This is a genomic window from Natrinema limicola JCM 13563, from assembly GCF_000337475.1.
GTDB lineage: Archaea > Halobacteriota > Halobacteria > Halobacteriales > Natrialbaceae > Natrinema > Natrinema limicola.
The window spans coordinates 107,867-134,326 of record NZ_AOIT01000029.1; the positions used below are offsets into that span (position 1 = coordinate 107,867).

Annotated in this window: 27 protein-coding genes; 16 read left to right on the forward strand and 11 right to left on the reverse strand. The window is 63.7% G+C overall.

Annotation, left to right across the window (positions count from 1 at the left end; translation table 11 throughout):
* Positions 1–82: 82 nt before the first annotated feature.
* Together C476_RS06610 and C476_RS06615 are read left to right on the forward strand one after the other, a co-directional pair.
* Positions 83–412: a hypothetical protein gene (locus C476_RS06610; protein ID WP_008011158.1), complete on the forward strand. Its 330-nt coding sequence runs from the start codon at positions 83–85 to the stop codon at positions 410–412.
* Positions 413–475: 63 nt separating this feature from the next.
* A complete protein-coding gene (locus tag C476_RS06615; protein ID WP_008011159.1) occupies positions 476–1,300 on the forward strand; it encodes an MBL fold metallo-hydrolase in 825 nt (274 codons plus the stop codon).
* Between the two features lie 39 nt (positions 1,301–1,339).
* Here C476_RS06615 and C476_RS06620 read toward each other — a convergent pair whose 3' ends face one another.
* On the reverse strand, positions 1,340–2,332 hold the full coding sequence (locus C476_RS06620; protein ID WP_008011161.1) for a DUF5787 family protein: 993 nt from the start codon (positions 2,330–2,332) through the stop codon (positions 1,340–1,342).
* A gap of 151 nt (positions 2,333–2,483) precedes the next feature.
* Between C476_RS06620 and C476_RS06625 the strand changes: the two genes are divergently transcribed.
* The 5 genes from C476_RS06625 to C476_RS06645 are packed head-to-tail and all read left to right on the forward strand — an operon-like array spanning position 2,484 to position 5,474.
* Positions 2,484–3,716, forward strand: coding sequence for a translation initiation factor IF-2 subunit gamma (locus tag C476_RS06625; protein WP_008011164.1), 1,233 nt, complete (start codon positions 2,484–2,486; stop codon positions 3,714–3,716).
* A 5-nt stretch (positions 3,717–3,721) separates the two neighbouring features.
* Positions 3,722–4,111 carry a PIN domain-containing protein gene (locus tag C476_RS06630; RefSeq protein WP_008011166.1) on the forward strand — a complete coding sequence of 130 codons (390 nt, stop codon included), beginning with the start codon at positions 3,722–3,724 and terminating at the stop codon, positions 4,109–4,111.
* Positions 4,112–4,681 (forward strand): DNA-directed RNA polymerase, encoded by a 570-nt coding sequence (locus C476_RS06635; RefSeq protein WP_008011167.1) that lies wholly within the window; start codon positions 4,112–4,114, stop codon positions 4,679–4,681.
* Positions 4,682–4,683: 2 nt separating this feature from the next.
* Positions 4,684–4,881 carry a transcription elongation factor subunit Spt4 gene (gene spt4, locus C476_RS06640; RefSeq protein WP_008011169.1) on the forward strand — a complete coding sequence of 66 codons (198 nt, stop codon included), beginning with the start codon at positions 4,684–4,686 and terminating at the stop codon, positions 4,879–4,881.
* Positions 4,882–4,886: 5 nt separating this feature from the next.
* Positions 4,887–5,474 carry a GTP-dependent dephospho-CoA kinase family protein gene (locus tag C476_RS06645; protein WP_008011172.1) on the forward strand — a complete coding sequence of 196 codons (588 nt, stop codon included), beginning with the start codon at positions 4,887–4,889 and terminating at the stop codon, positions 5,472–5,474.
* A gap of 110 nt (positions 5,475–5,584) precedes the next feature.
* On the opposite strand, the gene C476_RS06650 is transcribed toward C476_RS06645, so the two are convergent.
* Positions 5,585–7,003 (reverse strand): ATP-binding protein, encoded by a 1,419-nt coding sequence (locus C476_RS06650; RefSeq protein WP_008011175.1) that lies wholly within the window; start codon positions 7,001–7,003, stop codon positions 5,585–5,587.
* A 146-nt stretch (positions 7,004–7,149) separates the two neighbouring features.
* Between C476_RS06650 and C476_RS06655 the strand changes: the two genes are divergently transcribed.
* Together C476_RS06655 and C476_RS06660 are read left to right on the forward strand one after the other, a co-directional pair.
* Positions 7,150–7,521 (forward strand): universal stress protein, encoded by a 372-nt coding sequence (locus tag C476_RS06655; RefSeq protein WP_008011178.1) that lies wholly within the window; start codon positions 7,150–7,152, stop codon positions 7,519–7,521.
* Between the two features lie 2 nt (positions 7,522–7,523).
* Complete coding sequence (locus C476_RS06660) at positions 7,524–8,093, forward strand: GNAT family N-acetyltransferase (RefSeq protein ID WP_008011179.1); 570 nt, start codon at positions 7,524–7,526, stop codon at positions 8,091–8,093.
* 9 nt (positions 8,094–8,102) lie between these two features.
* On the opposite strand, the gene C476_RS06665 is transcribed toward C476_RS06660, so the two are convergent.
* Complete coding sequence (locus C476_RS06665) at positions 8,103–8,561, reverse strand: universal stress protein (protein ID WP_008011181.1); 459 nt, start codon at positions 8,559–8,561, stop codon at positions 8,103–8,105.
* Positions 8,562–8,694: 133 nt separating this feature from the next.
* Between C476_RS06665 and C476_RS06670 the strand changes: the two genes are divergently transcribed.
* On the forward strand, positions 8,695–9,153 hold the full coding sequence (locus C476_RS06670; protein WP_008011183.1) for a universal stress protein: 459 nt from the start codon (positions 8,695–8,697) through the stop codon (positions 9,151–9,153).
* 93 nt (positions 9,154–9,246) lie between these two features.
* Positions 9,247–10,437, forward strand: a complete 1,191-nt coding sequence (locus tag C476_RS06675; RefSeq protein ID WP_008011185.1) for a DHH family phosphoesterase — start codon at positions 9,247–9,249, stop codon at positions 10,435–10,437.
* A gap of 15 nt (positions 10,438–10,452) precedes the next feature.
* Here C476_RS06675 and C476_RS06680 read toward each other — a convergent pair whose 3' ends face one another.
* From C476_RS06680 to C476_RS06695, 4 genes are all read right to left on the reverse strand, one after another.
* The gene (locus tag C476_RS06680) at positions 10,453–11,148 is read right to left on the reverse strand and encodes a hypothetical protein (RefSeq protein WP_008011188.1); all 696 of its coding nucleotides are present in this window, start codon (positions 11,146–11,148) and stop codon (positions 10,453–10,455) included.
* A 105-nt stretch (positions 11,149–11,253) separates the two neighbouring features.
* Positions 11,254–11,694: a DUF5807 family protein gene (locus C476_RS06685; protein ID WP_008011190.1), complete on the reverse strand. Its 441-nt coding sequence runs from the start codon at positions 11,692–11,694 to the stop codon at positions 11,254–11,256.
* A 96-nt stretch (positions 11,695–11,790) separates the two neighbouring features.
* Positions 11,791–12,228: a DUF7112 family protein gene (locus C476_RS06690; protein WP_008011191.1), complete on the reverse strand. Its 438-nt coding sequence runs from the start codon at positions 12,226–12,228 to the stop codon at positions 11,791–11,793.
* A gap of 29 nt (positions 12,229–12,257) precedes the next feature.
* Complete coding sequence (locus C476_RS06695; protein ID WP_008011193.1) at positions 12,258–12,656, reverse strand: 30S ribosomal protein S6e; 399 nt, start codon at positions 12,654–12,656, stop codon at positions 12,258–12,260.
* Between the two features lie 404 nt (positions 12,657–13,060).
* Here C476_RS06695 and C476_RS06700 point away from each other — a divergent pair, with 404 nt between their 5' ends.
* From C476_RS06700 to gltB, 5 genes are all read left to right on the forward strand, one after another.
* The gene (locus C476_RS06700; RefSeq protein ID WP_008011194.1) at positions 13,061–13,339 is read left to right on the forward strand and encodes a hypothetical protein; all 279 of its coding nucleotides are present in this window, start codon (positions 13,061–13,063) and stop codon (positions 13,337–13,339) included.
* Between the two features lie 38 nt (positions 13,340–13,377).
* Positions 13,378–13,722: a hypothetical protein gene (locus C476_RS06705; RefSeq protein ID WP_008011196.1), complete on the forward strand. Its 345-nt coding sequence runs from the start codon at positions 13,378–13,380 to the stop codon at positions 13,720–13,722.
* A 58-nt stretch (positions 13,723–13,780) separates the two neighbouring features.
* A complete protein-coding gene (locus C476_RS06710; RefSeq protein ID WP_008011199.1) occupies positions 13,781–15,019 on the forward strand; it encodes an MBL fold metallo-hydrolase in 1,239 nt (412 codons plus the stop codon).
* 721 nt (positions 15,020–15,740) lie between these two features.
* Positions 15,741–17,222, forward strand: a complete 1,482-nt coding sequence (gene proS, locus C476_RS06720) for a proline--tRNA ligase (protein ID WP_008011203.1) — start codon at positions 15,741–15,743, stop codon at positions 17,220–17,222.
* A 625-nt stretch (positions 17,223–17,847) separates the two neighbouring features.
* Positions 17,848–22,401 carry a glutamate synthase large subunit gene (gene gltB, locus C476_RS06725; RefSeq protein WP_083857033.1) on the forward strand — a complete coding sequence of 1,518 codons (4,554 nt, stop codon included), beginning with the start codon at positions 17,848–17,850 and terminating at the stop codon, positions 22,399–22,401.
* Between the two features lie 84 nt (positions 22,402–22,485).
* Here gltB and C476_RS06730 read toward each other — a convergent pair whose 3' ends face one another.
* From C476_RS06730 to C476_RS06745, 4 genes are all read right to left on the reverse strand, one after another.
* A complete protein-coding gene (locus C476_RS06730) occupies positions 22,486–23,472 on the reverse strand; it encodes a metal ABC transporter permease (protein ID WP_049911628.1) in 987 nt (328 codons plus the stop codon).
* Positions 23,469–24,251 (reverse strand): metal ABC transporter ATP-binding protein, encoded by a 783-nt coding sequence (locus C476_RS06735; protein WP_008011210.1) that lies wholly within the window; start codon positions 24,249–24,251, stop codon positions 23,469–23,471. The genes C476_RS06730 and C476_RS06735 overlap by 4 nt, the downstream gene beginning before the upstream one ends.
* A 7-nt stretch (positions 24,252–24,258) precedes the next feature.
* Positions 24,259–25,293, reverse strand: coding sequence for a metal ABC transporter substrate-binding protein (locus C476_RS06740; RefSeq protein ID WP_049911629.1), 1,035 nt, complete (start codon positions 25,291–25,293; stop codon positions 24,259–24,261).
* 533 nt (positions 25,294–25,826) lie between these two features.
* Complete coding sequence (locus C476_RS06745; protein WP_008011214.1) at positions 25,827–26,435, reverse strand: peroxidase-related enzyme; 609 nt, start codon at positions 26,433–26,435, stop codon at positions 25,827–25,829.
* Positions 26,436–26,460: the final 25 nt, after the last annotated feature.

Genomic DNA, 26,460 nt, shown 5'->3' on the forward strand with positions numbered 1-26,460 from the left:
GTCGTGTGTCTCGCCACACGCGGATCTCGTGCGATGTCCGGTAACAGTATACCCTTTATGCGACGGGTGTCTATCAGGACGTATGAGTGAGAGAGCGCCACAGGACGACGCTGCGGCGGCGTTCGCCAGTCGGGCCGAGGCGGCCCACGGCGAGTCGATTCGGCAGCTCGTCGCGTTCGGGGACGCCGTCCGCGGCGACGACCGCGGCGTCCACACCGAGGTCGAGATACTGGTGGTCCTCGCAGACGACGATCCGGAAACCGAACGCGCCCTCGAGGCCGAAGCCGAGACCGTGGGGAGAGTGTACGGTGTCGTCATCTCGGTGTACGTGTTGCCCGCCGATCGAGTCGACGCGAACGCGGACCACCCGTTCGTCCGGACGGCGCTCGAGGAAGGGCGAGCGTATGTGTAGGGCAGTAGCCACCATTCCGGCACCGCGTCGGTCTCGAGCGAGTCGTGGAGGGACGAGCGACCGATGCGAGTGACGCTGCTGGGAACCGGCGACACGACCGGCACGCCGACCGTCGGCTGTGACTGTGACACCTGCACGGCGGCGCGCGAACGCGGCGTCGAGCGCACCAGGTTCTCGGTCCACGTCGAAAACGAGCGCGTCGACGAGTCGCTGCTGATCGATTTCAGTCCCGACTTTCGCTACCAGTTCCTCCGCGACGACGTGTCGTTGCCCGACGCTGCCGTGATCACGCACGTCCACTTCGACCATCTCGACGGGCTGGGCAACGTCTTTCGCGTGCTCGACTCACTCGAGGTCTACGCGGCCGACGAAACCGACCCGCAGACCGGCAAGAGCGTCGCCGAGACGGTCGACGACGACTACCACTACCTCGACCCGCTGACCGTGGTCCCGACGACGCCGCTCGAGCCGGTCGCTATCTGTGGGCTCGAGGTGACGCTGGTGCCGGTCGATCACCCGCCGCTGGTCTGTTACGGCCTTCGCGTCGAGGACCCCGTGACCGGAGCGGCGCTGTCGATCACGGGCGATACGAGCTACGACATCCCCGAGGCGTCTCGCGAGGTACTGGCTGACCCCGACCTGTTGCTTGCCGACGGGATCGTGCCCGCCGACCTCTGTGAGTACCATCCGATCGGCGGTCGCCACGAGGACTCCGAAGGTGTCCCCCGGACGTTCGGGACGAAACACATGACGCGAGAGGGTGCCCTCGCAATGGCCGACGAACTGAACGCCGACCGAACGCGACTCGTCCATCTCGCACACTACTATCCTGTCGAAGAGGCGTTCGAGGAACCGCTCGCTGTCGACGGCGAGGAGTACGTCCTGTGAGGACGGCCGGTCCGTCGCTGTGACTTACAGGCTCGGCTGTTACCCGAACTGATCGAGGCCGGCCTGCCGGCGACGGGTGCCGTCGGGGTCTGCCTCCCATGCCGTCTGTCGATCGCGTTCGGCCTCGAGCTCGACCGCGGGAGCCGTGGCCTGCTCGTAGCCCGGACACGAGGGGCCACACTCCGCCGCGGCGTCGACGACCCGGTCTGCCCACGCACAGTATGGGAGCGTCGCACCGCTTTGATCAGCTGGTTGGCAGGCCCCACACGCGGGGAATTCGTACGTTCGCCAGCCCTTGCCGTATGCGCGTTCGGCGAGCCGCCGGCGTGCCTGTGCTTTCGCCTGTGGGGAGACAATCTCGATGTCGGCGCGACCCGGCCGGAACGCGAGGGGCTCGATCCCCGGCTGGTCGACCAGCAGCGACGCCGGCTCGCGGATCACCTCGATCTCGAGCGAGTGATCCGTGTCGTCACGATGAACACGCCAAACGCCGACCTCGTCGGGGAGCCTGTTCAAATGAGCGCGAGTCACGTAGCTCTCGGTCGCGAGCACGACCGCGTCGACCATAGCAAGGCTGACGTCGGTTCGCAGTTGGGCCTCGAGGTCGCCCGGCTGGTCAAGGTCGGGTTTGTTCTCGATGCCGACGAGTCGGTCGTACCAGTCGGGATAGCGGGCTGTCTGGCGGACGTACTCTCGATTGGCGTCCGCGCTGGCGGTGTGATCACGTTCGAAGAAGCCGAGCTCGAGCGCGCGGTCGACGGCGCGTCGCGCCCGCTCGGGGTGACAGTCGAATGCATCTTTCCAGTAGCGGGCCCGACCGGTGCCGACCGCCGAGCCGATGGCCGCGTCGGGGATCGACTCGCTCGTGATCGCGACGCGCTCGTCGAACGCGGGGCCGGGCTCGACGCAGACGATATCGAGGATGCGGCCGCCGGGGACGGCGACGCTCGCGCCGAGCTGGCGGGCGACGATCCCTTCCCGGCGTGACTCGAGGTGAGCACACAACTCGAGTTCGAACGCGAACTCGGACACGGTATCGGGGAGGGGCGGCTGCGAGAAAAGTCGTCGGGTCCAGCGACTCGAGGCAGAATTCGTTCGACATCGGTCGGCAGCAACGAAAGCATAGCTCGCAACCTTTATCAAGCGCACAGCGGAATCACTACCTAAGATTACTCATCGTCTTATGGTAGGAAATCGACAACCGGAGGTGAACATCGGGCTCGTCGGCCACGTCGACCACGGCAAGACGACGCTGGTGCAAGCCCTCAGCGGCTCGTGGACGGACCAGCACTCAGAGGAGATGAAACGCGGCATCTCCATTCGGCTCGGCTACGCCGACGCGACGTTCCGTCACTGTGAGGGACTCGAGGAACCCGAATGTTACACCGTCACTGAGGAGTGTCCGGACGGCTCCGAAAGCGAGCCGTTGCGGACCGTCTCGTTCGTCGACGCCCCGGGTCACGAGACCCTGATGGCGACGATGCTCTCGGGTGCCTCGCTGATGGACGGCGCGGTGCTGGTCGTCAGCGCCAACGAGCCCGTCCCCCAGCCCCAGACCGAAGAGCACCTGATGGCGCTCGATATCATTGGCATCGACAACATCGTCATCGCTCAGAACAAGGTCGACCTCGTCGACGCCGATACGGCCCGGGACAACTACGAACAGATCAAGGAGTTCGTCGCCGGCACGGTCGCCGAAGACGCCCCGATCGTCCCCGTCTCTGCGGGTCAGGAGGTCAACCTCGATCTTCTCATTCAGGCGATCGAAGAAGAGATCCCCACCCCCGACCGGGATCCTGACGCCGACCCACGGATGCATGTCGCCCGCAGTTTCGACATCAACAAGCCCGGCACGACCGCGGCGGATCTTTCCGGCGGCGTCCTCGGCGGCAGTCTCGTACAGGGCGAACTCGAGGTTGGCGACGAACTCGAGGTCCGGCCTGGCCGTGAAGTCGAGGAGGGTGGCAAGACCGAGTACGTCCCGATCGAGACGACGATCCGGTCGCTGCAGGCCGGTGGCGAGACGGTCGACACCGTCACGCCGGGTGGCCTGCTGGGCGTCGGCACCGGGCTCGACCCCTCGCTGACGAAAGGCGACGCGTTAGCCGGCCGGATAGCTGGCCCGCCGGGCTCGCTCCCGCCGACGTGGGAGGAGTTTACGATGGAAGTCGACTTGCTCGAACGGGTCGTCGGGGCCGAACACGGCGAGACCGTCGACGAAATCAGTACCGGCGAACCGCTGATGATGACCGTCGGCACGGCAACGACCGTTGGTGCCGTCACCAGCGCCCGCGAAGGCGAGTGTGAGGTCAATCTCAAACGGCCTGTCGCCGCCGAACCGGGAACGAAGATCGCGATCAACCGCCGCATCGGTGCCCGCTGGCGGCTGATCGGACTGGGAACACTGACGGACTGAAATCGATGCAGACGCCGCGGGTCGCCCTCGATACGAGCGCGCTCATGATGCCGGTCGAACTCGATGTCCGACTGTTCGACGAGCTCGAGCGACTGCTTGACGCCTACGAGCCGATACTCCCACAGGCCGTCCTCGAGGAACTCCGTCGGCTTTCCGAGAAGGGCGGCCAGGAGGGAACGGCCGCAACCGTGGGCCACGATCTGGCGACCGAACGGTGTCTCGTCGTCGACACGGACGCATCGTACGCAGACGACGCCTTGGTCGAACTCGCCCGCGAGGGCGGCGTCGACTACGTCGTCACGAACGACCGCCCGCTGCGCGATCGGGTGCTCGAAGCGAGCAGACCGGTAATTGCATTACGCGGGAGAAACAAGTTAGCGATCACTCAACCATAGATGTACAAACGGGTTAGATTGAAGGATACGGTAGAAGTACCGCCGGAAGAGCTCGGCGACGTGTCGCCGGGGTTGGTCAAGCGACTGCTCCAGGATAAACTCGAGGGGCGGATGGACGAAGAAGTCGGGAGCGTCGTCTCCGTCACCGAAGTCCACGATATCGGCGAGGGAGCAGTGCTCCCGAACCGGCCGGGCGTCTACTACGAGGCCGAGTTCGACGCGGTGACGTTCGATCCGCAGATGCAGGAAGTCGTCGACGGCACCGTCGTCGAGGTCGTCGAGTTCGGTGCCTTCGTCGGCATCGGTCCCGTCGACGGGCTGCTCCACGTCTCCCAGATCAGCGACGAGTATCTGGCCTTCGACGGCGAAAACCAGCAGCTCTCCTCGAACGAGTCCGATCGGACTCTCGGCGTCGACGACGCCGTCCGGACCCGCATCGTCACCAAGAGCATCGACGAGCGCAACCCGCGTGACTCGAAGATCGGCCTCACCGCGAAACAGCCCGGTCTCGGCAAACACCAGTGGCTCGAAGAGGAACGCGAGAAACGCGAAGCGACCGCAGGTGAATAACCATGGCATCGAACCGCCTCGTCTGTCGCGAGTGCCACCGGGTCAACGAACCGGACGCCGAGACCTGTGAGGCCTGCAACTCCTCGTCGCTGACCGAAGACTGGGCGGGCTATGTCATCATTGCCCACCCCGAGGAAAGCGAGATCGCGTCGGAGATGCAGATTACCGAACCGGGTGCGTACGCGCTGAAAGTCCGCTGACAGCCGTGACTCGCGACGAGCCAGCCGACGAGACGCCCGCCGACGAACAGTTGCTTGTCCTGCCTGACGACCTCCGCCACGAACTCAAAGCGCCGCTTGGCCCGATCGAAACCGACGCCGAGCGGCTGCTCGAGGCCGTCGACGGTCCCATCATCGCTGTCGGCGACGTCGTCACCTACCACCTTCTGGAAGCGGGCCGCCAGCCCGACGTAGCGCTGGTCGACGGCCGGACGAAACGCGAGGCCGTCGACGAGGAAATCCGCGAGGCGGTCACGGAAGGCGCAAGTCTCGAGGTGACCAACCCACCGGCCGAACTCGCCGCGCCGGTCGTGCGGGCGCTTCGGCGTGCGCTCGCGGCGGACGATCCGACGACGATCCTGGTCGACGGCGAGGAGGATCTGGTTGCGCTGCCCGCCATCGTCGCCGCACCCGAGGACGCGAGCGTCGTCTACGGCCAGCCCGACGAGGGGATGGTCCACGTCACAGTGACCGACGACCTCCGAGACGAGATGCGCGACCTGCTCGAGCGCTTCGAGGGCGATACCGAACGGTTCTGGGCGTTGCTCGAGGACGCAGAATCGAACGGCGAGTAAGACGGCAGCTGCTGTCGGACAGCGGATCTTCTATCGATTGGGTCGGTCAGTGCAGTTAATCCGCGTCGGAAAAGACAGACCCCGCAAGCGACGTCTGAGCCGACCGTCCGTCAGTGATCGTGACTATGGTCGTGGTCGTGTGAGTGGCCACCGTCGCTGGCCGCATCGCCGAGGTCGCCGCCGGCGACGAGCGCGTCGTGGTCGCCGCCCATCATGTCCATGTTCTTTAAGGTGTCGCGCTCCTCGAACTCCTCGACGGCGTCGAGGAGATCTTCCTGGGTCAGCGTCGTCCGGTCTTCGGTCAGTGCCTCGAGGACGGCTTCCCGAAGGACCATCCGGAGGTCGCTGCCGGTCAGTCCCTGCGTGACTTCAGCGATAAGTTGCGGATCGAACTCCTCGATATCCATCGTGCGGGTGATAACGTCGAGGATGTCCGCCCGCATGCCGCGGTCGGGCTTTGGGAAGTTGATGATCTCGTCGAAGCGCCGCCAGGCGGCGTCGTCGAGTTGGTCCGGATGGTTCGTCGCGCCGATGAGCAGGACGTCGTCCTCGATCAGCGAGATGTTGTCGATGCTTTTGAGCAGGGTGTTGACCGCACGTTTGAGTGCGGCGTGTTCGTCGCTGCGCCGGGTCTTGGCGACGAAGTCGAACTCGTCGATGAACAGAATACACGGCGAAAGTCGTTTGGCGACTTCGAACGTCTTGTCGACATTTTTCGCCGTCTCGCCGAGATACTGCGAGGTGATCATCGAGAGCTTGACCTCGACGAACGGCAGGTCCATGTCCTGGGCCAGCGCCTGTGCGGTCGAGGTCTTCCCCGTCCCCGGCGGCCCGACGAACAGCAGCTTCCCAATCTCGCGCAGGCCGATGTTCGCGAGGTACTCGCGGTGTTCGATCGCCTTCGAGATCTTGTCGAGTTCGTTCTCTTGGTCGTCGGTGAGCACGAGATCGTCGAGCGAGGTCTCGACCTCCTCTGGGGCGCGCACTTCGACGAGATCGAGCATCTCCTCGTCGTCATCCTCGTCGAAGTACTGGTTGAGCAACCCGTCGATCCAGACGCGGTCGGCCTGAATCGGCCGGTTGCGCTCGCGGGCCTCCTCGTGCGTGACATCGAAGTCGTAGTCGTCGTGGCGTTCGAAGTATTTCGCGAGCGTCGGGTTCTCGAGCAATCGGTCTTCGTCGACGCGCTCGGCGAACCACTCTTCGGCCATCTCCTGTTGGGCGAGGGTGATCGTCCCGGAGAACTCATCGCGTTCGGTAAACATCAACTCGGCGATGGCCTCCCACGGGCGGTCGATATCGGTCGCTTCGCGCGCTGTGGTGGTCGTTACTGAGAGCGGACGACTGATCCCAGCGGGTTTGCGGTTGGTACCGCTGTTATCCCCGTCTCCGCTGTCGTCGTCGACGCCGCCGGTCCAGTATACGCGGCGGAACGACGGCGGGAGATCGTTCTCGTCTAGCGTCCGGTCGTCCGAATACACGCTCGTCGTGAGCAGGAACTCCACGACGTCGAGCGCCGCATTACTCATTCGGTCATCGTACTCACTACTCATTCTTAACAGCGTCGTCATGCGTCGCGTCTGCGACGGCGTTTCACTCACAGCCCCGGTTGTGATGCTGCATCGAGCGGACAAGCGGCATAACCGTTTTCGTCCATGGGCTCACAGTGCCCTGTATGAATGTGTTGCTGGGTCTCGGCGGAAGCGATGAGTCGGTGAAGACGCTTCGACGGACCATCGACCGCACGAAAGAGGTCGGCGACGACCTGACAGTCGTTATCGTCGACAAACCCGAGTCGAAACGCTCACAGGACGAAACGCACGATCTGGCAGTCGAGCACCTCGATGAGGCGGGCCTCGACGACGCCACCGTCGAGACGCTCGAGGGTGACCCCGGAAGTGCGCTCGTCGATTATGCCGAGCAAGGAGAGTTCGACGAGTTGGTCATCGGCGGTGGCACCCTGAGCCCGATGGGGAAAATTCAGCTCGGGCCGATCACGGAGTTCGTCCTGTTGAATGCCCCAACAACGGTCAAGCTGGTGCGATAACGATGGTCGGATCGCGTCAGTATCCGGACGAGCCGTCCGGTCCGTTCCCCTCGCCGCCGACGACGTTCGAGGACCGGGAGGGACGGTCGATCGAGATCCGCGCGCCGGCGGCGTTCGCCGACGACGCACTCGACGACGTCGTCGAGATGTACGTCGAGTTCGATCCCACCGATCGGGCACAGGGGATTCCGCCGACCGGTGAGGATCGCATCCGCAACTGGCTCGAGACGATCGCCGAGGACAGCGTCACCGTCGTCGCCTTCCACGACGGCGACGCTATTGGCCACGCGATGCTCGTCCCCGATAGCGACGATCCGGACGCGATCGCAGAGAAAAGCGACATCGAGTGGGAACTGGCGATTTTCGTCCTGCAGGCCTACCAGCAGGCCGGTATCGGGACGGTCCTGCTCGAGAACCTGCTGGGCCACGCCACCGATCTCGGTATCAGACGCGTGTGGTTGACCGTCGAACGCTGGAACAACCCGGCGATCGCCCTCTACGAACGGGTCGGCTTCGAGTCGACCGGGACCGAGAGCTTCGAACAGGAGATGGCGATCCTGCTCGACAACTAACGACGGCGGCTACACCGAGAGGACTGGCTGGCTCGCATACGAGAGGACGTATTCTGCGGCATCCTCGAGGACCTCCACCTCAGCACCGGTCACGGGCTCTCGAGGGAGGACGATGAAGTCGGCGTCGATCGAATCGGCGGTGTCGAGGACGACGTTGCCAGGATGGCGCATCTTCCGCATCTTCGAGAAGCCCTCGTCGACGGAGGTCGACAGCGAGACGTCAGCCTCGGCGGCGAGCGCACGGGCATCGTCGAAAAACTCCTGTGTCGTCTCGACGATATCGGCCTCGTCGACGGTGCCGTTATCGAGACCGTAGACGACGCCACGTCCGAGGACGAAAAGCGCGTGGACGGCCGCATCGTAGCGGTCGGCGACGGCGATAGCGTACTCGACGGCGGTGGCTGACTCGTCGCTGCCGTCGACCGGCGCGAGAACGGTGTCGACGGTAAACGGCTCGCTGGCATCCATACACGGCAGTGAGTGTTCCGTGGCAAAAAACCCACCACACGCTGTGCCCGCTCGCTGTGCATTCACACGGTCGTCGCCCGTGTCCCCTGTCCGAACGGGGACGTTTAAGCGACCGCGAGCGTAAGTCGTCGATATGTTCGATACGGTCGTGGTCGCCACTGATGGCTCCGATAGCGTCAAACGGGCCATCGACGTTGCACTCGATCTTGCAGACCGCTTCGATGCCGACATCCACGCCCTGTCGGTCATCGACGCCAGCGAGGTCGACGCCTCCCCGGAGCAACTCCAAGACGAGTTCCGTACTGCTCTCGAGACGACTGCCGACGCTGCCCTCGGGACCGTCGAGGAGCGCGCCGATCAGGCGGTGACAACTGAGATCCGCGAGGGACGGCCCGCCGCCGAGATCTGTGCGTACGCCCGCGAGGTCGACGCAGATGTGATCGCGACTGGCACCCGCGGCCGCCACGGCGAGAACCGCCTGCTGCTGGGCAGCGTCGCCGAGCGCATCGTCCGGACATCACCCGTCCCCGTGTTGACCGTCCGGCAACTCGATTCTGCGACCGACGGTGACGAGACGGTCGCCGACTCCTGATCGGCACCGGCAAGCGGCGGGTCGACGCTCCGACACTCGCCTCTAGCACCCGAGACCGGCGGTTACTTCCCGACAGGACACCCAGCACGTAGCATGTACGACGAACTCATCGAGAGCGGCGATCTGCCGCTCGCGCGCAAATCCGTGCTGCCGGGGACTGGTTTCTTCCTGCCTGACACGCTCGAGGAGGACTTAGAAGCCCAGCAGACCGAAGCCGCCCTCGAGGGGGCCGAGGTCGCGGTCATCGCAGACCCGGACGCCGACGGACTGGCCTGTGTCGCCCTGCTTCGCGAAGCCTATGACGACATCCAGAACGTCCCGGAACCGGCTGATGACGAGGATGACGATGACGTGGCCGACGAGCCGCTCGACGAGCCCGAGCCGACGCCCCACGCCGTCGCGCTCATCCCCGCGAGCCCCCACGACGTCGAGGACGCGCTGGCTCGCGTCGCCGAGTACGGCGACGACGGGATCGACATCTTCGTCTGTGACCTCGCACCGGATCGCTACGAGTACGTCGAAGACGAACTCGCGGCGGCCCTCGAAACCGCCGACAGCGTCGCGTGGTACGACCACCACCAGTGGGGCGACGACGTCGCACAGGCGGTTCGAGACGCCGGTGTCGATCTCGTCGTCGGCGACTCCGACGAGGAATGTAGCGCCGACGTGGTCTATCGCTCGCTCGAGTACGACTTCGAGCCGATGTACGAGGAGCTGGCAGCAGTCACTCGAGATCACGACCTCTGGCTGCGCGAGGACCCGCGCAGCGACGATCTGGCGGACTACGCCTACTGGACCGATCCCGCCGAGTACGTCGAGGTCGTCCGCGAGTACGGCGTCGACCTGCCCGCGTGGGTCGAGGAGTACATCGCAGAGCGCCGCGTCGAGAAGGAGGCGCTGATCGAACAGGCAGTCGGCCGGGCAGAACTCCGCGAGATTGGCGGCTACACGGTCGGGATCACCTACGGCCGCTGTTCACAGAACGAAGTCGCCGAAGCGATGCGCGAGCAGGGTGCCGACGCCTCCGTGATCGTCAAACCTGCCGGCTCGGCCTCGATCCGGGGCACCGACGAGTTCGATCGGTGCCACGAGGTCGCGGGGAAAGTAAACGGTGGCGGCCACCCCAAGGCTGCGGGCTGTAAGCCCGACATCTACGACGACATGCTCGACTACGCGAACCACTGGACGACCCGCGGGGCCGTGACGAAACAGGTCATCCTCGATGCGTTCCGGCAGGTCGTCGCAGAAGCGGACGCAGCCGAAGACACGGACGCCGACGCGTAATCGTCTCTCTCTCTGTTACTGTCGCGAGGCGAGATACCGCATCACCAACTGCAGGACGTGGACGAAGACGCCAGCGACGGCGATGTAGACGCCGATCGTCTGCAGCGTCACAGACGCGTCCCGTCGATCCCGAACCTTCCAGATTTCCCACCCCAGTCGAAGGAAGAACCCGAGGAATATGAGGACGAAGCCGACGAGCAACACCGGCGCGACGAACGTCCCGATCAGGACCGCGACGAGACCGCCGATGAACGCGTAGTTGGCGTACGATCCCCAACGCTCGAACGTCTTCGATCGGGCGTAGACGTAGGCCGCGATGACGGCAGTGATCACGGCCACGATAATCGCCGTCACGACGAGGATCGTCAGCTGAGACTCTCGAGGCGCAAAGCGAAGCACGCCGGCTCCGAAGATCCCGAAGGCTAGTTGTAACACTCCCATTCCGACGACTGCGAGTCCCGTCTCACCGCCTTCGACACCCCGTTCAGCGATCCATTGGCCGGCGACGATGGCCACACCGTAGACGAGCGCGCCGACGATCGGAATCGAAAACAAAACGTCGTTGACCGCTGCGAGCGGCGTCGCCACGAGGACGTACATCAACACCACGTTGAGCGCCATCAGGGCGCTCGCGCCGCCGATTACACGCGCCTCGCGGCTCGAGAGACCGAACCCGCGGCCGGTCTCGTACGGGGTTTCGGTCGAACTCATCGTTCGTTACCTATGCGATCGTGTGACAAAAGGTGCTGCCCGACAGCTGCCGGTCTCACCACCGGCGTGTCGATCACGAAGCGATCGACGATGGCAATCGATTGCTTACGCTTCAGCGTCGGTCGCGTTCCACCGATCGGAAAACGCCGTCCCGCACGTACACTGTGCGTAGGCGTGTACCACGTCGCCGTCGGCGTAGATGCCGCCGACCGACTCGTTTTGCTCCTCGGCGAACGCGAAGACGTACTGGATTGCGTGCTCGCCGTCGGCGTCGGCATCGGCGTCCGGACACTGCCCACCCGCGAGATCGTCGTCGATCTCGCCTTCGGTACTCATTGCGGACTTGGCGAACTCCATCGCACCGGTACCGGTCGCCGCTTTGAAGGCGTTGCGCCCCCGCTCGCCGTCGACGACGATCAGGGTCCCGTCGTCGACGCGCTCGCCGAACTGCTCGAGTCGGTCGTCGGACACGTACGACTCTGCCAGAAAGAGTGCGACGTCGTCGGGCCGCTTGCCGGCCAGAAACTCCTCGCGTTGGTCACTCATGGGCGTCGGTTGGCACTCGAGGTGGAAAAAGGGCGGTATTCGTCTCCTCTCGTCTCTCGCGACGCAAGCGCCACGCGACGACAGGGCCGCTCGTCGCTACTGGTCCTCGAGATCCTTCGCGATCTCGCTCAAACTATCGCTTGGTGGCTCTCGAGCGTCGTAATAGGCCGTCTCGCCGGGTGCGCGAAGGCCATAGAGGAACTCGGGTTCGACGACGTCGATCAGCACCGAGCCGCCTGCGGGAACGTCGTGGTCGTCGGTCCATGCAGTGAGTCGGTCGGTCGCGCCGCTCGGGTCGCGGGCGCTGTCCGGGGTCTCGTAGACGCCCGGAATGGCCAGGTCGTCGCCGGTCAACGCTCGCTCGACGTGTGCGAACAGTTCCTCGCCGTCGAGGACGATCCGGACGACCTCGTCGGTCGGAAACGCATCGCGGTCGTCGGCCGGCACCGTGAGTTTGACGCCGGTTGCCGTCTCCGTACACGTCGACCGGATCGTCTCTACCGATGGATGATCGCTCGCAATTCGGTCAGCCATTGAAAATGAATCGAGTGAATCGACGCGAGTTACTCGTCGTCTTCGCCCTCGCCGAGGAGGTCGTCGACGTCGGCGCTGCCGCGCTCGGTGATCGAGGCGTTGATCTGGGCAACGGCATCGGAGACTTCGCGACCACGAACCGTGATGCGGCGTCGCTCGCCGTCACGCTCTGGGTGGTAGCCCGTCTGTCGACCGGTCATCAGCACTTCCTGCAGGTTCGGCCCGGCGACCTCGCCGTTGAGCGGGCGCCCCGCCTCGTCGGAGCCGCCGGTGATCTCGAGCGTGTAGCCGTCGAGGCCGACCGAACCGCCGTCGACTTCGTCGCCGATCGACTTGCCGATAAACCGGTTTGCATCCTGGTCCTCTGCCTCGAGCTGATAGGCCATCCCCGAGTCGGGATCGCCGACAACGACAGTGAAACTTGCCATGCACGACGGAAGACGGCCGTCGCTCAAAAGAACATCGATCCCGACCTTTTGCGCTGCAGTCTGTCGCGCTGACGGCAGCATAGCTGCCGCACAGCGCACCGTCCCTCGGCAAAATCTCGAGAGAGCTTCGCTCTTTTGGACCTCGCGGGAGCTTCGCTCCCGCTTAGGGTCGATCAAAAGCGTTCCTCCTTCCGTTCGTTCCTTCCAGTCACTCACATCAGTCGTCAGCCCGCTCGCTCCCTGCGGTCGCTCGCGGTCGTAACACTGTAAGTGCCTGCCCTTCCCCGAGTCGGACGACTCTCGCAACGCTCGAGCCGTCCTCCCGGCCACGAATACGTGCGCTACGCTGTTTTGACAGCGATGCCGCTCGAACAGTCAAGTACGTGGGCTCCCTACGTCGACGTGTGTTCATCGATCCCGAGCGGCTCGAGGAGCGACTCCGCGAGGAGTTCGGCGGCACGGCAAGCCAGTCACGGGTTGTCGTTCGTCAGGCTGTCGATCTCGCCGACTCCGGGCAGTACGAGGCCGACATGGGCACGACGCTGACGACTGAGTTCATCATCGACGAGCTATCGGACGCCCCCGAGGGCACGCCGGCAGAGCGATGGAACTGGTGGCTCGGCTCGCTCGAGCTCGCATATGGCGACTACGAGCGGTTTGGCATTCGGAAGTATCGGAAATAGGGCAACACCGATTGTCTTCCACGACGTAGGGCTGCACAATGAGTGAGCTGTCGCGACCGGTCTGGCCGGCATATCCGCTCTCGGCGCTCGTCGCCGGCCTCGGCCACTGTTATCTCGGACGGTGGAAACGCGGCGGGATCTGGTTCGTCCTGTACGCGCTCGCGCTCGCGTTTCTGAGCGCCCGGTCGCTGTCGGGGGCGCTTGCTCCGGGCGAACCGTTCGTCGTGACGGCACTGCAGTTCAACGCAGTGAGCTATGCCGACGTGGCCGTGCCGCTTGCCATCTTACTCGTCTGTCTGCTTGATGTCTATCTCATCGGGTTGACTGAGCGAACCGCCGCCCTGACAGCCAGTGCGGACGACCCTCGCTCGAACAGTTCCTGACAGCGTCTCCGCTCTGAAATCAGTGGAGGCAAACCGATCGAGGCCCAACTCGGTCGTCATGGACGTCCAGTTGCTGGGTGGCGCACGAGAGATCGGTCGGAGCGCGATCTGCATCGACGACACGCTCGTGCTTGATTTCGGGATGGATTCGGGAAACCCGCCGGCGTTTCCGGTCGGCGACGTTGATCCGGACGCGGTCGTCGTCAGCCACGGCCATCTCGATCACGCCGGCTCCATCCCGACGCTGCTGTCGGGCGACGCGCGGCCGTCGATCCACTGGACGCCGCCGACGTACGACCTCACGATGGTGCTGGCCCGCGACACGCTGAAACTCCACGGCGGAAGCTACGACTGTCCGTTTACCGAGGCAGAACTCGCACGCGTCGCGGAGGTCTCGGAGACCCACGGCTACCGCGAGCCCTTCAAGGCCGCAGGCTACGAGATCACCTTTTTCGACGCCGGCCATGTGCCCGGCAGCGCCCACGTCCTCGTCGACGATGGCGACACCCGCTTGCTCTATACCGGCGACTTCCATACCGACGAACAGCGATTGCTCGCCGGAACCACCGCCCGGCCCGAGGCCGACGCCGTCCTCTGTGAGAGTACCTACTCGGACGTGACGCGCCCGCCGCGCGAACGGATCGAACGCGAGTTCGCCGAGAGCCTGCGGACCACGATCTGGGAGGGTGGCACCGTCGTCGTCCCCGCCTTCGGTATCGGCCGCACGCAAGAAATACTATGTATCTGTGAGGAACACGACCTCGAGTGTTACGTCGACGGCATGGGCAAACGCGTCACGGAACTCTTTCTTCGAGATGCAAACCGGGAGTTCCTGCGCGACCCCGACCTCCTGCGCCGGGCGAAAGGCAACGCCCGATTCGTGGACGGTCGGGACGGCCAGCGCCGGCGGATCGCAGAACAGAACACCGTGATCGTCACCACCAGCGGGATGCTCCACGGCGGGCCCGCGATGACCTATGTCCCCGCCGTCCGCTCGCACCCGACGAACAAGATCGCCATGACCGGCTATCAGGTCGAGGGGACACCCGGTCGCGACCTGCTCGAGACCGGCAGCGCCGAACTCGACGGCCGCGTGATGCGGGTCAGCGCACAGGTCGAACAGTACGACTTCTCCGCGCACGCAGACCGAGACGGGGTTCTGTCGTTTCTCGCATCCTACACCGACACGCCGATCCTGGTCAATCACGGTGATCGCTGCGAGGCGTTCGCCGACGAACTACGCGCGGACGGCTACGACGCGACAGCGCCGGAACTAGGCGAGCAACTCGTAGTCTGATACCGTTGGTCAGCAGTTACCTCCGATGTGTCGTGACCGTCGTATGGGTGTGTCGACACACGAGGTGTCAGAAAGTGGGTTATCCATCTCTGCTCAACAGTCATACTCTGGAAGATACCCAAACCCGACAGCGGGTGGGCTTCCCCGTAGACGGAGTTCTACAGCGAGGGTACTGTCAGCGTATTCTGGCAGGAACCACTGTTGCCACGATTGGTCGTCTAATTTCGCCTGAAGGGTGAACTGGCCGTTGCGTGCCGGAAGCGTAGAGTCATCGACGTAGAAGCCAGTTCTGCTCGGCCCGATTTCGTATGCGTCTTCGTACACGCTTTCACCCGCTTCCGTGAGGCGGACTCGAATTTCGTGACTTGTTTCGTACGTTGTTCCGATGGAGGTCCAAGCGACGATCTCGCACAGGCGAACTGTCTCCTTGCCCAATTCAAGACACCCGCTACCGATAATAGGGACACTACAGCCACCTAATCGGAGGACAGCACGCCTGTTCATAGTGGATAGTAATCACTTATAGTTGATAATTCCTTATCGATCAATGTGCCACTATGCAGTCTGCAGCCTCTACTCACCACTTGTCAAACGGTCGAACAAGTGGTGTGTGGTCCGTTCTATGGCACCTACTGGAATATAGTTACAACCGACGGTATGAACGTGGTATCGCAGGTGCCCTTCGCATGGTTTAAGCCTGCGCTGCCTGCATGTCGACACAATGAGCGACGAGAGTCAGGAACTCGGGATCACCGAGTCGAAATCGCACAAGCCCGGCGAGTGGTACGCCGAGGTCGTCCAGAAGGCAGGCCTCGCGGACTACGCGCCGATGGGCGGCTTTATCGTTACGAAACCTCGCGGTTACGCCCTCTGGGAGGCCATTCAGGATGCGCTGGACGGCTGGTTCAAAGAGACCGGCGTCGATAACGTCTACTTCCCGATGTTCATCCCCGAGAGCTTTCTCGAGCGTGAAAAGGACATTGTCGAAGGGTTCGACCCCGAGGTCGCGTGGGTGACCCAGGGCGGCCACGACGAACTCGAGGAACGGCTGGCCGTCCGGCCCACCAGTGAGTCGATCATCGCGCCGTTTATGGCCGACTGGACCCGCAGCCACCGCGATCTGCCGATGCGGCTCAACCAGTGGTGTTCGGTCGTCCGGTGGGAGGCCACCGAGACCAAGCCCTTCTTCCGGACGAAGGAGTTCATGTGGCAGGAGGGCCACACCGCCCACGCGAGCGACGAGGGCGCGTGGGAGGAGGTCTGGACCCGACTGAGCCAGTACGAGAAGGTCTACGAGGAGGTGCTCGCGATTCCGGTCCTCCGGGGTAAGAAGCCCGAACACGACAAGTTCCCCGGTGCGGACACCACGACGACCGTCGAGGCGCTGATGCCCGACGGCAAGTCCGTCCAGGGCGCGACCAGCCACAACCTCGGCCAGAGCTTTGCCGAGGCGTTCGACATCACGTTCGCCGACGAAAACGAGGAGGAGCAGACCGCGTACACAACCTCGTGGGGACTCTCCTGGCGTGCGCTGGGCGCACTCATCATGACCCATTCCGACGATCAGGGCCTCGTGCTCCCGCCGACGGTCGCACCCACCCAGGTCGTTATCGTCCCCATCTGGCAGGAAGACACCAAAGACGACGTCCTCGAGTACTCCGAGAACATCGCCGCCGACCTCGAGGAGGCCGGCTTCCGCGTCGAACTCGACGACCGCGACGAGCGCAATCCCGGCTTCAAGTTCAACGAACACGAACTCAACGGGGTTCCCCTGCGACTCGAGATCGGGCCCTACGAGGTCGAAGACGAGGAGGTCACGCTGGTTCACCGGCCGGACAACGCGGAAGCCGTCGAGGATCGCGCCGAGATCGTCGACGCCGTCGACACGCATCTCGAGGAGATCTACGACAAACTCTACGAGACAGCTGCGGAGAATCTTGAAGAAAACGTCCGCGAGGCCCACAGCCCCGAAGAGATCCTCGGAACGATCGGCCAGCACGGCGGCTACGTGAAGACGCCGTGGTGTGGCGACGAGGCCTGCGAAGAGGTCATCAAAGAGAAAATCGCCGCCGAAATCGTCATGCAGCCGCTGACCGACGAGGGCGGGACGACGGCCGGTGCGGTCCCCGAACCCGAGGTCGACGAGTGTGGCGTCTGTGGCGACCCCGCCGACGAGATCGCATACTTCGCGAAGTCGTACTAACCGTTCTCCACGTTCGGTTGTCGCGACTGTGGGGTTTTGATACGGTCTTGCTGTCCCGATGACCCAGTGTAACCGCAGTGTGGGTTGTGGTCCCATCGGCACTGACTGACAGTCGTTCGTCTGTGTGGCAACTCGTTGTTCTCCGAAATTGAGACACAGGGACGACAGCAGAATCAGCGTCCGCCGCCGGGACTCGAGTCGCCAGTCAAATAGATCTATTAGTGACAACTCCGGTCGAAATCACTGAGCGGCGGCCCCGATCGATCGTGTGTCTCGTTGTCATCCGGACCTAAGTCTTTAGCCCCATATTGCTTATCGGGGGCGCATGACTAGATTCGTGTGGTGTTCACTTTGGTGGGTGAACACTACGTGCCTCTGACACAGTGACCCCGCTACCGGAAATATCGTTTTTCCGGAGGGGGTTCGAACTGACAGTTCTCGCTCGATAGGTTCGACGGAGAAATCGGCGTATCAACAGTCGTGGTCACGTTCAGTGGACGTGGCTCTTACACGCACGTCATATCTATAAGGTGGCTACAATCGCCTTATATTTATTTATATGTGTATATAATACACTTAGTCATAATGGATTAGTCTCTTATAGCTGATCCCGCTATGGGTGTGTATGTCACAGCCACATCTCGCGCCATCGACTGGGCGTTCACAGGGGCTCGCCGACCCCATGGACGCGCGGTCGAACTGCGGCGTCGGCGTCGTCATGGATCTCGACGGAGACGGGGGCCACGACGTCGTCGCCGACGGCCTCGAGTTGCTTCGAAACCTCGAACATCGCGGCACGACCGGTGCGGAGAAAGACACCGGCGACGGGGCCGGCATCATGCTCCAGACGCCCGATTCGTTCTTCCAGGACGTCCTCGAGTCTGACCTGCCGGATACCTACGCCGTCGGTTCGCTCTTTCTCCCACAGGACGACGTAGCACGCGAGAGACTCATCTCGCTCGTCGAGGACACTTTCGATACCTACGATCTCTCGGTCCTCGAGTGGCGGTCGGTTCCGACAAACAACGACGATCTCGGAAAGACGGCCGTCGACTCCGAACCGGATGTCTGGCAGGTCGTTGTCACGCCCGACGATGACATCTCCGGTGACGACTTCGACCGCCGGCTCTACGTCGCCCGACGGGCCCTCGAGAACGCCGTCGAGGACGCTGACATCGAGAACAAAGAGCGATTCTACGTCGTCTCGCTAGACTCGGATACGATCGTCTACAAGGGACTGTTGAAAGGCGAACAGGTCCCCTCCTACTACTCCGACCTGACCGACGAACGGATGGACTCGACGTTCGCCATGGTCCACGAACGGTTCTCGACGAACACGCTCGGGGCGTGGCATCTCGCCCATCCCTACCGGAACATCATCCACAACGGCGAATTCAACACCATCCAGGGCAACATCAACTGGATGCGCGCCCGCGAGACCGATCTCGAGAGCGAGGTCTTAGAGGATCTCGAGGCGGTCAAGCCGATCATCGACGATCCCGACCAATCGGACACCGCGAGCGTCGACAACGCACTCGAGCTGCTGATGCAAGACGGCCGAGACCTCGCACACGCACTGCGGATGCTCGTCCCCGAGGCCTGGCGCGGCGACGACGCGATGGCCGCCGATCGCAAGGACTGGTACGACTTCCACGCCTCGCTGGTCGAGCCGTGGGACGGTCCCGCCCTCGTCGCGGCGACCGACGGCGAACGCGTCGGCGCAGTGCTCGACCGCAACGGGCTGCGGCCCTGCCGGTACGACATCACCACTGACAATCGCCTGATCATGGCCAGCGAAGCCGGCGCGCTCGAGACCGAGCCGTCGGAGATCGAAGAGCGGGGCCGCCTCAAGCCCGGCCAGCTGTTTCTCGCCGACCCCGACGAGGGACGGGTCATCCCTGACGAGGAGGTCTTCGAGGACCTGACCGACGACCGCTACGGCGAGTGGGTCGCCCAAGAGCAGGTTCACCTCGACGACATCCGGACCACGGACGACCGCACGCCCCGGGACGCTGTCGACGGCCTGCGCGACTACCAGGCAGCCTTTGGCTACACCCACGACGAACTCGAGAACCTGATCGAGCCGATGACCGAGAAAGGGAAAGACCCCGTCGGCTCGATGGGTGACGACACGCCGCTGTCCGTCCTAACGGAGTTCAACCGGCCGCTGTTCTCGTATTTCAAACAGCTGTTCGCACAGGTCACCAACCCGCCGCTTGACTACATTCGTGAGGAACTGGTCACCTCGATGGAGTCGCGGCTGGGCTTCCAGCGTAATCTGCTCGACGAATCGCCCGAACACGCCCGTCAGCTCGTGCTCGACTCGCCGATCCTGACCGACGTCGAGCTCGCGTCGATCCGCGACTGTTCGGCTAACGGCATTACGGCCGCGACGATCGACATCACCTACGAGCCCGCGAGCGAGGACCTCGGCGACGACCTCGAGGCGGCGATTGAACGCGTCCGCGCGGACACCGTCGCAGCGATCGAAGATGGCCACGACGTGATCGTCCTCTCGGACCGCGGCGTCGACGCGGATCGGGTCGCGATCCCGAGTCTGCTGGCGACGGGTGCCGTCCACCACCATCTCGTGCGCAACGGCCTGCGAAACCACGTCGGGCTCGTCGTCGAGTCCGCCGATCCGCGCACCGTCCACCACTTCGCGACGCTGGTCGGCTACGGCGCGGGCGCGGTCAACCCGTACCTGGCCTACCAGACGATCGAGGACATCACCGCCGGTCCCGACGGCGCTGATACCGAAACGGCGATCGACGCCTACGTTGGCGCGATCGAGGACGGCCTCCTGAAGATCATGGCCAAGATGGGCATCTCGACGGTCGAGAGCTACCAGGGCGCCCAGATCTTCGAGGCAGTCGGCCTCGACTCCGACCTCGTCGCGGAGTACTTCGAGGGCACCGAGAACCGCACCGAGGGGATCGGCCTCGCCGAGATCGAGGAAGACCTCCGGGAGCGCCACGCGACCGCGTTCGGCGACGGCGACGAACCCGACCTCGACCGCCACGGCGAGTTCGAACACCGCTCGGAGGGCATCCACCACCAGTGGAACCCCCAGACCGTCGGCGCGCTCCAGCAGGCCGTCCGCTCGAACGACTACGAGCGCTACCAGGACTTCGCCGACCAGATCAACGACCAACAACAGAACCTCCAGACCCTGCGCGGCCTCCTCGAGTTCGACTCCGACCGCGATCCGGTCCCGCTCGAGGACGTCGAGCCGATCAAGGACATCGTCCAGCGGTTCTCGACTGCGGCGATGAGTCTCGGGAGCCTCTCGCCGGAGGCCCACGAGAACAACTCGATCGCGATGAACCGCATCGGCGGCAAGAGCAATTCCGGTGAAGGTGGCGAGCCACCGGAGCGCTTCGGCACTGAGAAGGAGTGCAACGTCAAGCAGGTGGCCTCGGGCCGCTTCGGGGTTACGTCGACGTACCTCTCGAGTGCTGACGAACTCCAGATCAAGATGGCTCAGGGCTCCAAGCCCGGTGAGGGCGGCCACCTCCCCGGCGAGAAGGTCAACGAGATGATCGCCCATGTCCGCAAGTCGACGCCGGGCGTCGGCCTCATCTCGCCGCCGCCGCTGCACGACATCTACTCGATCGAGGACCTCAAACAGCTGATCTTCGACCTGAAAGCAGCGAACGAGGAAGCCGACATCAACGTCAAACTCGTCTCCGAGGCCGGCATCGGCACGGTCGCCGCCGGCGTCGCGAAGGCCAACGCCGACGTGGTCCACATCTCGGGTCACTCCGGCGGGACGGGTGCCTCGCCGCGTACTTCGATCAAAAACGCTGGCCTCCCGTGGGAACTGGGTCTGGCGGAAGCCAACCAGATGCTCTGTCAGACCGGACTGCGCGACCGCATCCGCGTCTCGGCCGACGGCGGGATGAAAACCGGCCGCGACGTGGCTGTCGCTGCCCTGCTGGGTGCCGAGGAGTACGTCTTCGGCACTGCCAGCCTCGTGACCTCGGGCTGTGTGATGGCCCGGCAGTGTCACAACAACACCTGCCCGGTCGGCGTCGCCACCCAGCGCGAAGACCTGCGCAAGCGCTTCCCCGGCGAGCCCGAACACGTCATCAACTACATGACCTTCATCGCGCAGGAACTGCGCGAACTCATGGCCGAGTTAGGATTCGAAACGCTCGACGAGATGATCGGGCACGTCGACGTGCTCGCACAGCGCGACGACGTCGACCACCCGAAGGCCCGCAACGTCGACCTCTCGGCGGTGCTTGCTGACCCCGGCAGCGAGGTCCGTCGGAAGCTCCGCGAGCAGGACCACGAACTCGAGGACCAACTCGATCGCGACTTCATCGAGGCAGCGGCCGACGCCATCGAGGGCCAGGAGCCGGTCGCCCTCGAGACCGAGGTCACCAACGTCGACCGCACCGTCGGCGCGATGCTCTCGAACCGGATCACCGACCGCTACGGCGAGCCCGGCCTCCCCGAGGACACGATCACCGTCGACCTCGAGGGGACGGCCGGCCAGAGCTTCGGCGCGTTCCTGGCAAGCGGCGTCTCGATGCACCTCGACGGCAGCGCCAACGACTACGTCGGCAAGGGCCTCTCGGGTGGCAAACTGACGATCCGCACGCCCGAGACCGCCGCCTACGATCCGACCGAGAACGTCGCGATCGGCAACGTCGCGCTCTACGGCGCGACCGACGGCCAACTGTACGTCAACGGCGTTGCCGGCGAGCGCTTCGCAGTGCGCAACTCCGGCGCGAAGGCCGTCGTCGAGGGCGTCGGCGACCACGGCTGTGAGTACATGACCGGCGGGGTCGTCGCCGTCCTCGGCGACACCGGGACGAACTTCGCGGCCGGCATGTCCGGGGGCGTCGCCTACGTCTACGACCCCGACGACGAGTTCGCGGCGAAGGCCAACACCGGGATGGTCTCGCTCCACGACGACCTCGAGGAGAAAGACGAGCAGATGCTTCGGCGGCTCGTCGAGAACCACGTCGCCTACACCGGCTCCGAGCGCGGGCAAGAGCTGCTCGCAAACTGGGAGCGCGTGCTCGAGGCGTTCGTGAAAGTCATGCCCGAAGCCTACGCGGAGGCGATCTCCGAGCAGGGATCGGACGACGTCCGCAACGAACTGCCCGGCACGCCCGAGGCCGATATCGCGATCGAGTCGGCCAGTTTCGCGGCGAGCGACGACTGATCGGGTCGACGGCCCGTAACTTCGGACCTGCCCTGCAGTGAATCGCGTGAGAACAGCTGTTTTCGTGCGGTCGATCGGTTTGGATCAGTCCGCGGGTTCTTCGTCCGGAATGGATCGGGTCTCCTCGGCGGTCACCTGATGCGACTGAACCTTCCCGACCAGTACGGCCCCGATGTAGATCGCGACGGCGACGAGCACGATCGTCCCGCCGGCCGTCGTCTCGTACTGGTACGACAGCGTGATCCCGACGAGCACCGCGATCTGTGCCAAGATAACGGACGCCAGCAGCGCCTCTCTGAAGCTCCGGGCAAACTGCGCAGCGCCGGCGACCGGGACGACGAGCATCGCAGCGACGAGAATCACGCCCATTATTTGCATCGCCCCGACGACGACCATTGCGGTGAGCATCGCCATCACTCGATTGTACCAGGGGACGCGGAGCCCGGCGACTCGAGCAGCCGTCTCGTCGAACGTCACGTACAGGAGCTGTTTGTACGTAAGCAAGACGACCAGCGTGACGACCACGAACAGGACGACCAGGATGATTACGTTCTCCCGCGAGACCGTCGCGAGATTTCCGAACAGATACTGGTTGATCCCGACCGCGAGGCCACCGGTGTTGAAGCTGATCAGCACGGCTCCGAGTGCGAACCCGGTCGAGAGGACGATCGCCATCGAGACGTCGTTGTACGCGTCCGTCACCTCCGAGATCAGCTCGATTGCGAGTGCAGCGATCATCGCCACGACGACGGCCGTAATATACGGCGAGATGCCAGTCCCGAACGTCGCGTTGACGAATAGGCCGACCGCGACGCCGGCGAAGGCGGTGTGAGCGAGGGCGTCGCCGATGAGTGCCAGCTGTCTGTGCACCAGGAAGGTCCCGATCAGCGGGGCCATGACGGCGATGAGCGCACCGACGAGAAACGCGTGGTGCATGAACGTGTACTCGAGCATCTCGATGCCGAGTTCCGCACCGATCTCTCTGAGTTCGTCGCTCCAGTGCTCGATCAACCACTCGAGTGCGTTGTAGGGTACGCTCGTGATTGCAACCACGGCGGCTGAAGCAGTCACGATACCACCACCCCGTCATCGCGGCGCACGTTCGTCCCGTAGGCGCGGTCGAGTGCGTCGCTGTCGGCGAACGCCACCGGGTCTCCGTCGAAGTAGAGTTCCCGATTGAGACAGATCACGCGCGAGGTGTGCTCGAGGACGGCCCCGATATCGTGTTCGACCAGCAGGATAGTCATCCCGTCGTCGTTGAGGTCCGTGAGCAGGTCGAAGAAGGCGTCGACGGACTCCGCGTCGACGCCGACCGTCGGTTCGTCGAGCACGAGCAGTTCGGCTTCGCTGGCGAGCGCACGAGCGATGTACGCGCGCTGGCGCTGGCCGCCGGACAGTTGCGTGATCTTCCGATCGGCGAGGTGGTCGATGCCGACGGTTCGAAGCGCCTGCCGGGCCCGGTCGCGGTCGTCGCTGGTGACGCGGCCGAAGCCCGCGTGGGGGAATCGGCCCATCAGGACGACCTCCGCGACGGTGATCGGCATTCGCTTGGTGTTTTCGGTGACGTCCTGAGCGACGTAGCCGACCTTCTCGCGCTCGGCGAACGCACGTGCGGGGTGGCCGAGCAGTTCGACCTGGCCCTCGTCGGGCTCGTGCAGCCCGAGTATCAGTCGCAACAACGTACTCTTTCCGGAGCCGTTGGGACCGATCATTCCGACGTACTCGCCGCGCTCGACGGTGAACGAGATGTCCTCGACGACTGGACTCGCCGTGTAGCCGAACGAGACGTCCTTAACGTCGACGATGTGGTCGGCACGATCCCTACGGACGTTGGATTGGGGTTGTGTCATGAGTGTCTCACGGCTCGAAGTTCCGCCCGTAGTCTTCGAAGGTTACGTCGTCAGGCGAGGCGGCGCCTGCGAGCAGACGGAACGTCGGCATATTGACGTTGCGTGCGATGTCGAAGTAGCCCCAGCCGCGCTCGACCCACGACTCGGCCGTCCCGGCATACGGCGTCACCGGATAGTACGCCTCGACGTCCGTCTGCTCGAGCAGCTGTTGAGCAGGTCGAATCGGTTCGAAGACAGCGGCACCGATATACTGGATGTCGTTGTCCGCGATTGTCCCCTGTGCGCGTTGCATATCCGCAGGGCGCACGTCGTCGTTGGCCGCAAGGTTGATGACGAGCGGTTCGATCGTTACGTCATAGCGCTCAGCCACGTACGCGAACGCGTTGTGTGCGGCCAAAAAGAGGACGTCACGCTCGGCCGCATCGAAAATCGCCTGCCACTCCTCGTCGAGTGTCTCGAGTTCCGACTTGACTTCGGCGGCGTGTTCGGTAAACGTGTCCTCGTGGTCCGGCGCGATTTCGGCCAGTCCGTGGGCGATGTTGTCGACCGACGTCATGGCCAGTTCGGGGTCGAGCCAGAAGTGAGGGTCCTTCGCGTCCCCGACTGCCTCGTCGTCATCAAGGCTGTCAGCGAGGTCGATTAGTTCGTCGTCCATCCCCTCGCGGACGTTGATCAGATGTGTTTCCTGAGTTTCGTCTTGGAGGGTGTCGATCGCTCGATCGGCCCACGGCTGGAAGTCGGGGCCGACGTGGAGGAGCGCATCCGCGTCGGTGATATCCCGTTGGATCGATGGATCAGGGTCCCAGCCGTGGCCGTGCATTCCCGTGGGGACGAGGTTCTCGATCGAAACGGGCGTCTCCGCAGCGATCTGTCTCGCGAAATCATAGAACGTAAAGAAGGATGCAACAGCGACGGGTCCGTCGTCACTGTCGTCCGAGTCGCCGAGACAGCCAGCCAGTCCAGCGACTGCGGTACCACCCACTGCCGATACGACGCGTCGACGCGACCAGCAATCGTTGCTGGAAGGGGAATCGTTCGTCATAGAGGGAGTTGACATGGCAATACACATAGTTGTTTCTGTCTATCTAATAGATTAGCCGCATCTAAATCAGTGCTTGACGGTAGAGATAACGGGACGTGTTCGAACTTTTCTCTCTTGGCACTATCCAACAACGGTATTGAACGCAACGCAAAACAGATAGCTTCCGTCCGAAAACAGCGGAGAGATACGCGGATACAGGAGCTCAATTGCCGGCTGACAGTTCCGGTGACTGACCACGCAAACACGGCGAAGAACCGTAACCACAGACCGGCTTCCGCTGTTTACCGGGGCTTTCCTGGCACGATCTGACCCGGTAACAGTAACCGTCAACGTCGTTGGTTCGGTTTCGTTGTCTGATCACCTCGCCCACGTCTTTTCTCTATACTAACTTAATATTTAGCCCTATCTAATATCTTTGTCTGGGTCGGATTACTGTCTCGAGCAGCAAACCTCCATTATCGAGTGATTCCCTCGAGAAACGGTACCAATGGATGGGAGTTCGTGCGCTCGTCCCAACCGACGATAGCAGTCAGTTACTCCCTGCCGAGCGTGTGGAACTCGTCGTTGGGTTGCATCTCTGCGAACATCGCCATCCGATTGCTGAGGTTGTAGAAGGCCGTCACCGCAGCGATGTCCCAGATCGCTTCCTCGCTGAACCCGGCCTCGCGTAGCGCCTCGAGATCCGCGGGTTCGACCTCGGCCGGGCGCTCGGTGAGTTTCACCGCGACGTCGAGCATCGTTCGGTGGGCTTCGCTGATGTCCGCGGTCCGGTAGTTCGCGACCAATTGATCTGCAAGCGTCGGGTCTTCGGCGTAGATGCGCACGAGCGCGCCGTGGGCAACGTTACAGTAGTAACAGTGGTTGACGCCGGAGACGGCGACGACGATCATCTCGATCTCCTCGCGCGCTAAGGCAGTGTCCTCGACGAGCGCGTCGTGATATTGGAAAAAGGCTCGGAAGTGGGAGGGTTTGTACGCGAACGCCGAGAACACGTTCGGGGTAAAGCCGGCGCGCTCGGTTTCCTCGGCGATCCGCTCCTGAAGGTCTTCGGGGAGGTCCTCGAACGACGGAACCGGGAACCGGTCCATCGCGTCGTCGTTGAGTTGCGGATCGGTGCCCGTCTCGGAATCTACATCGGTCATAGGCACCAGTTCACACGCATCGGTA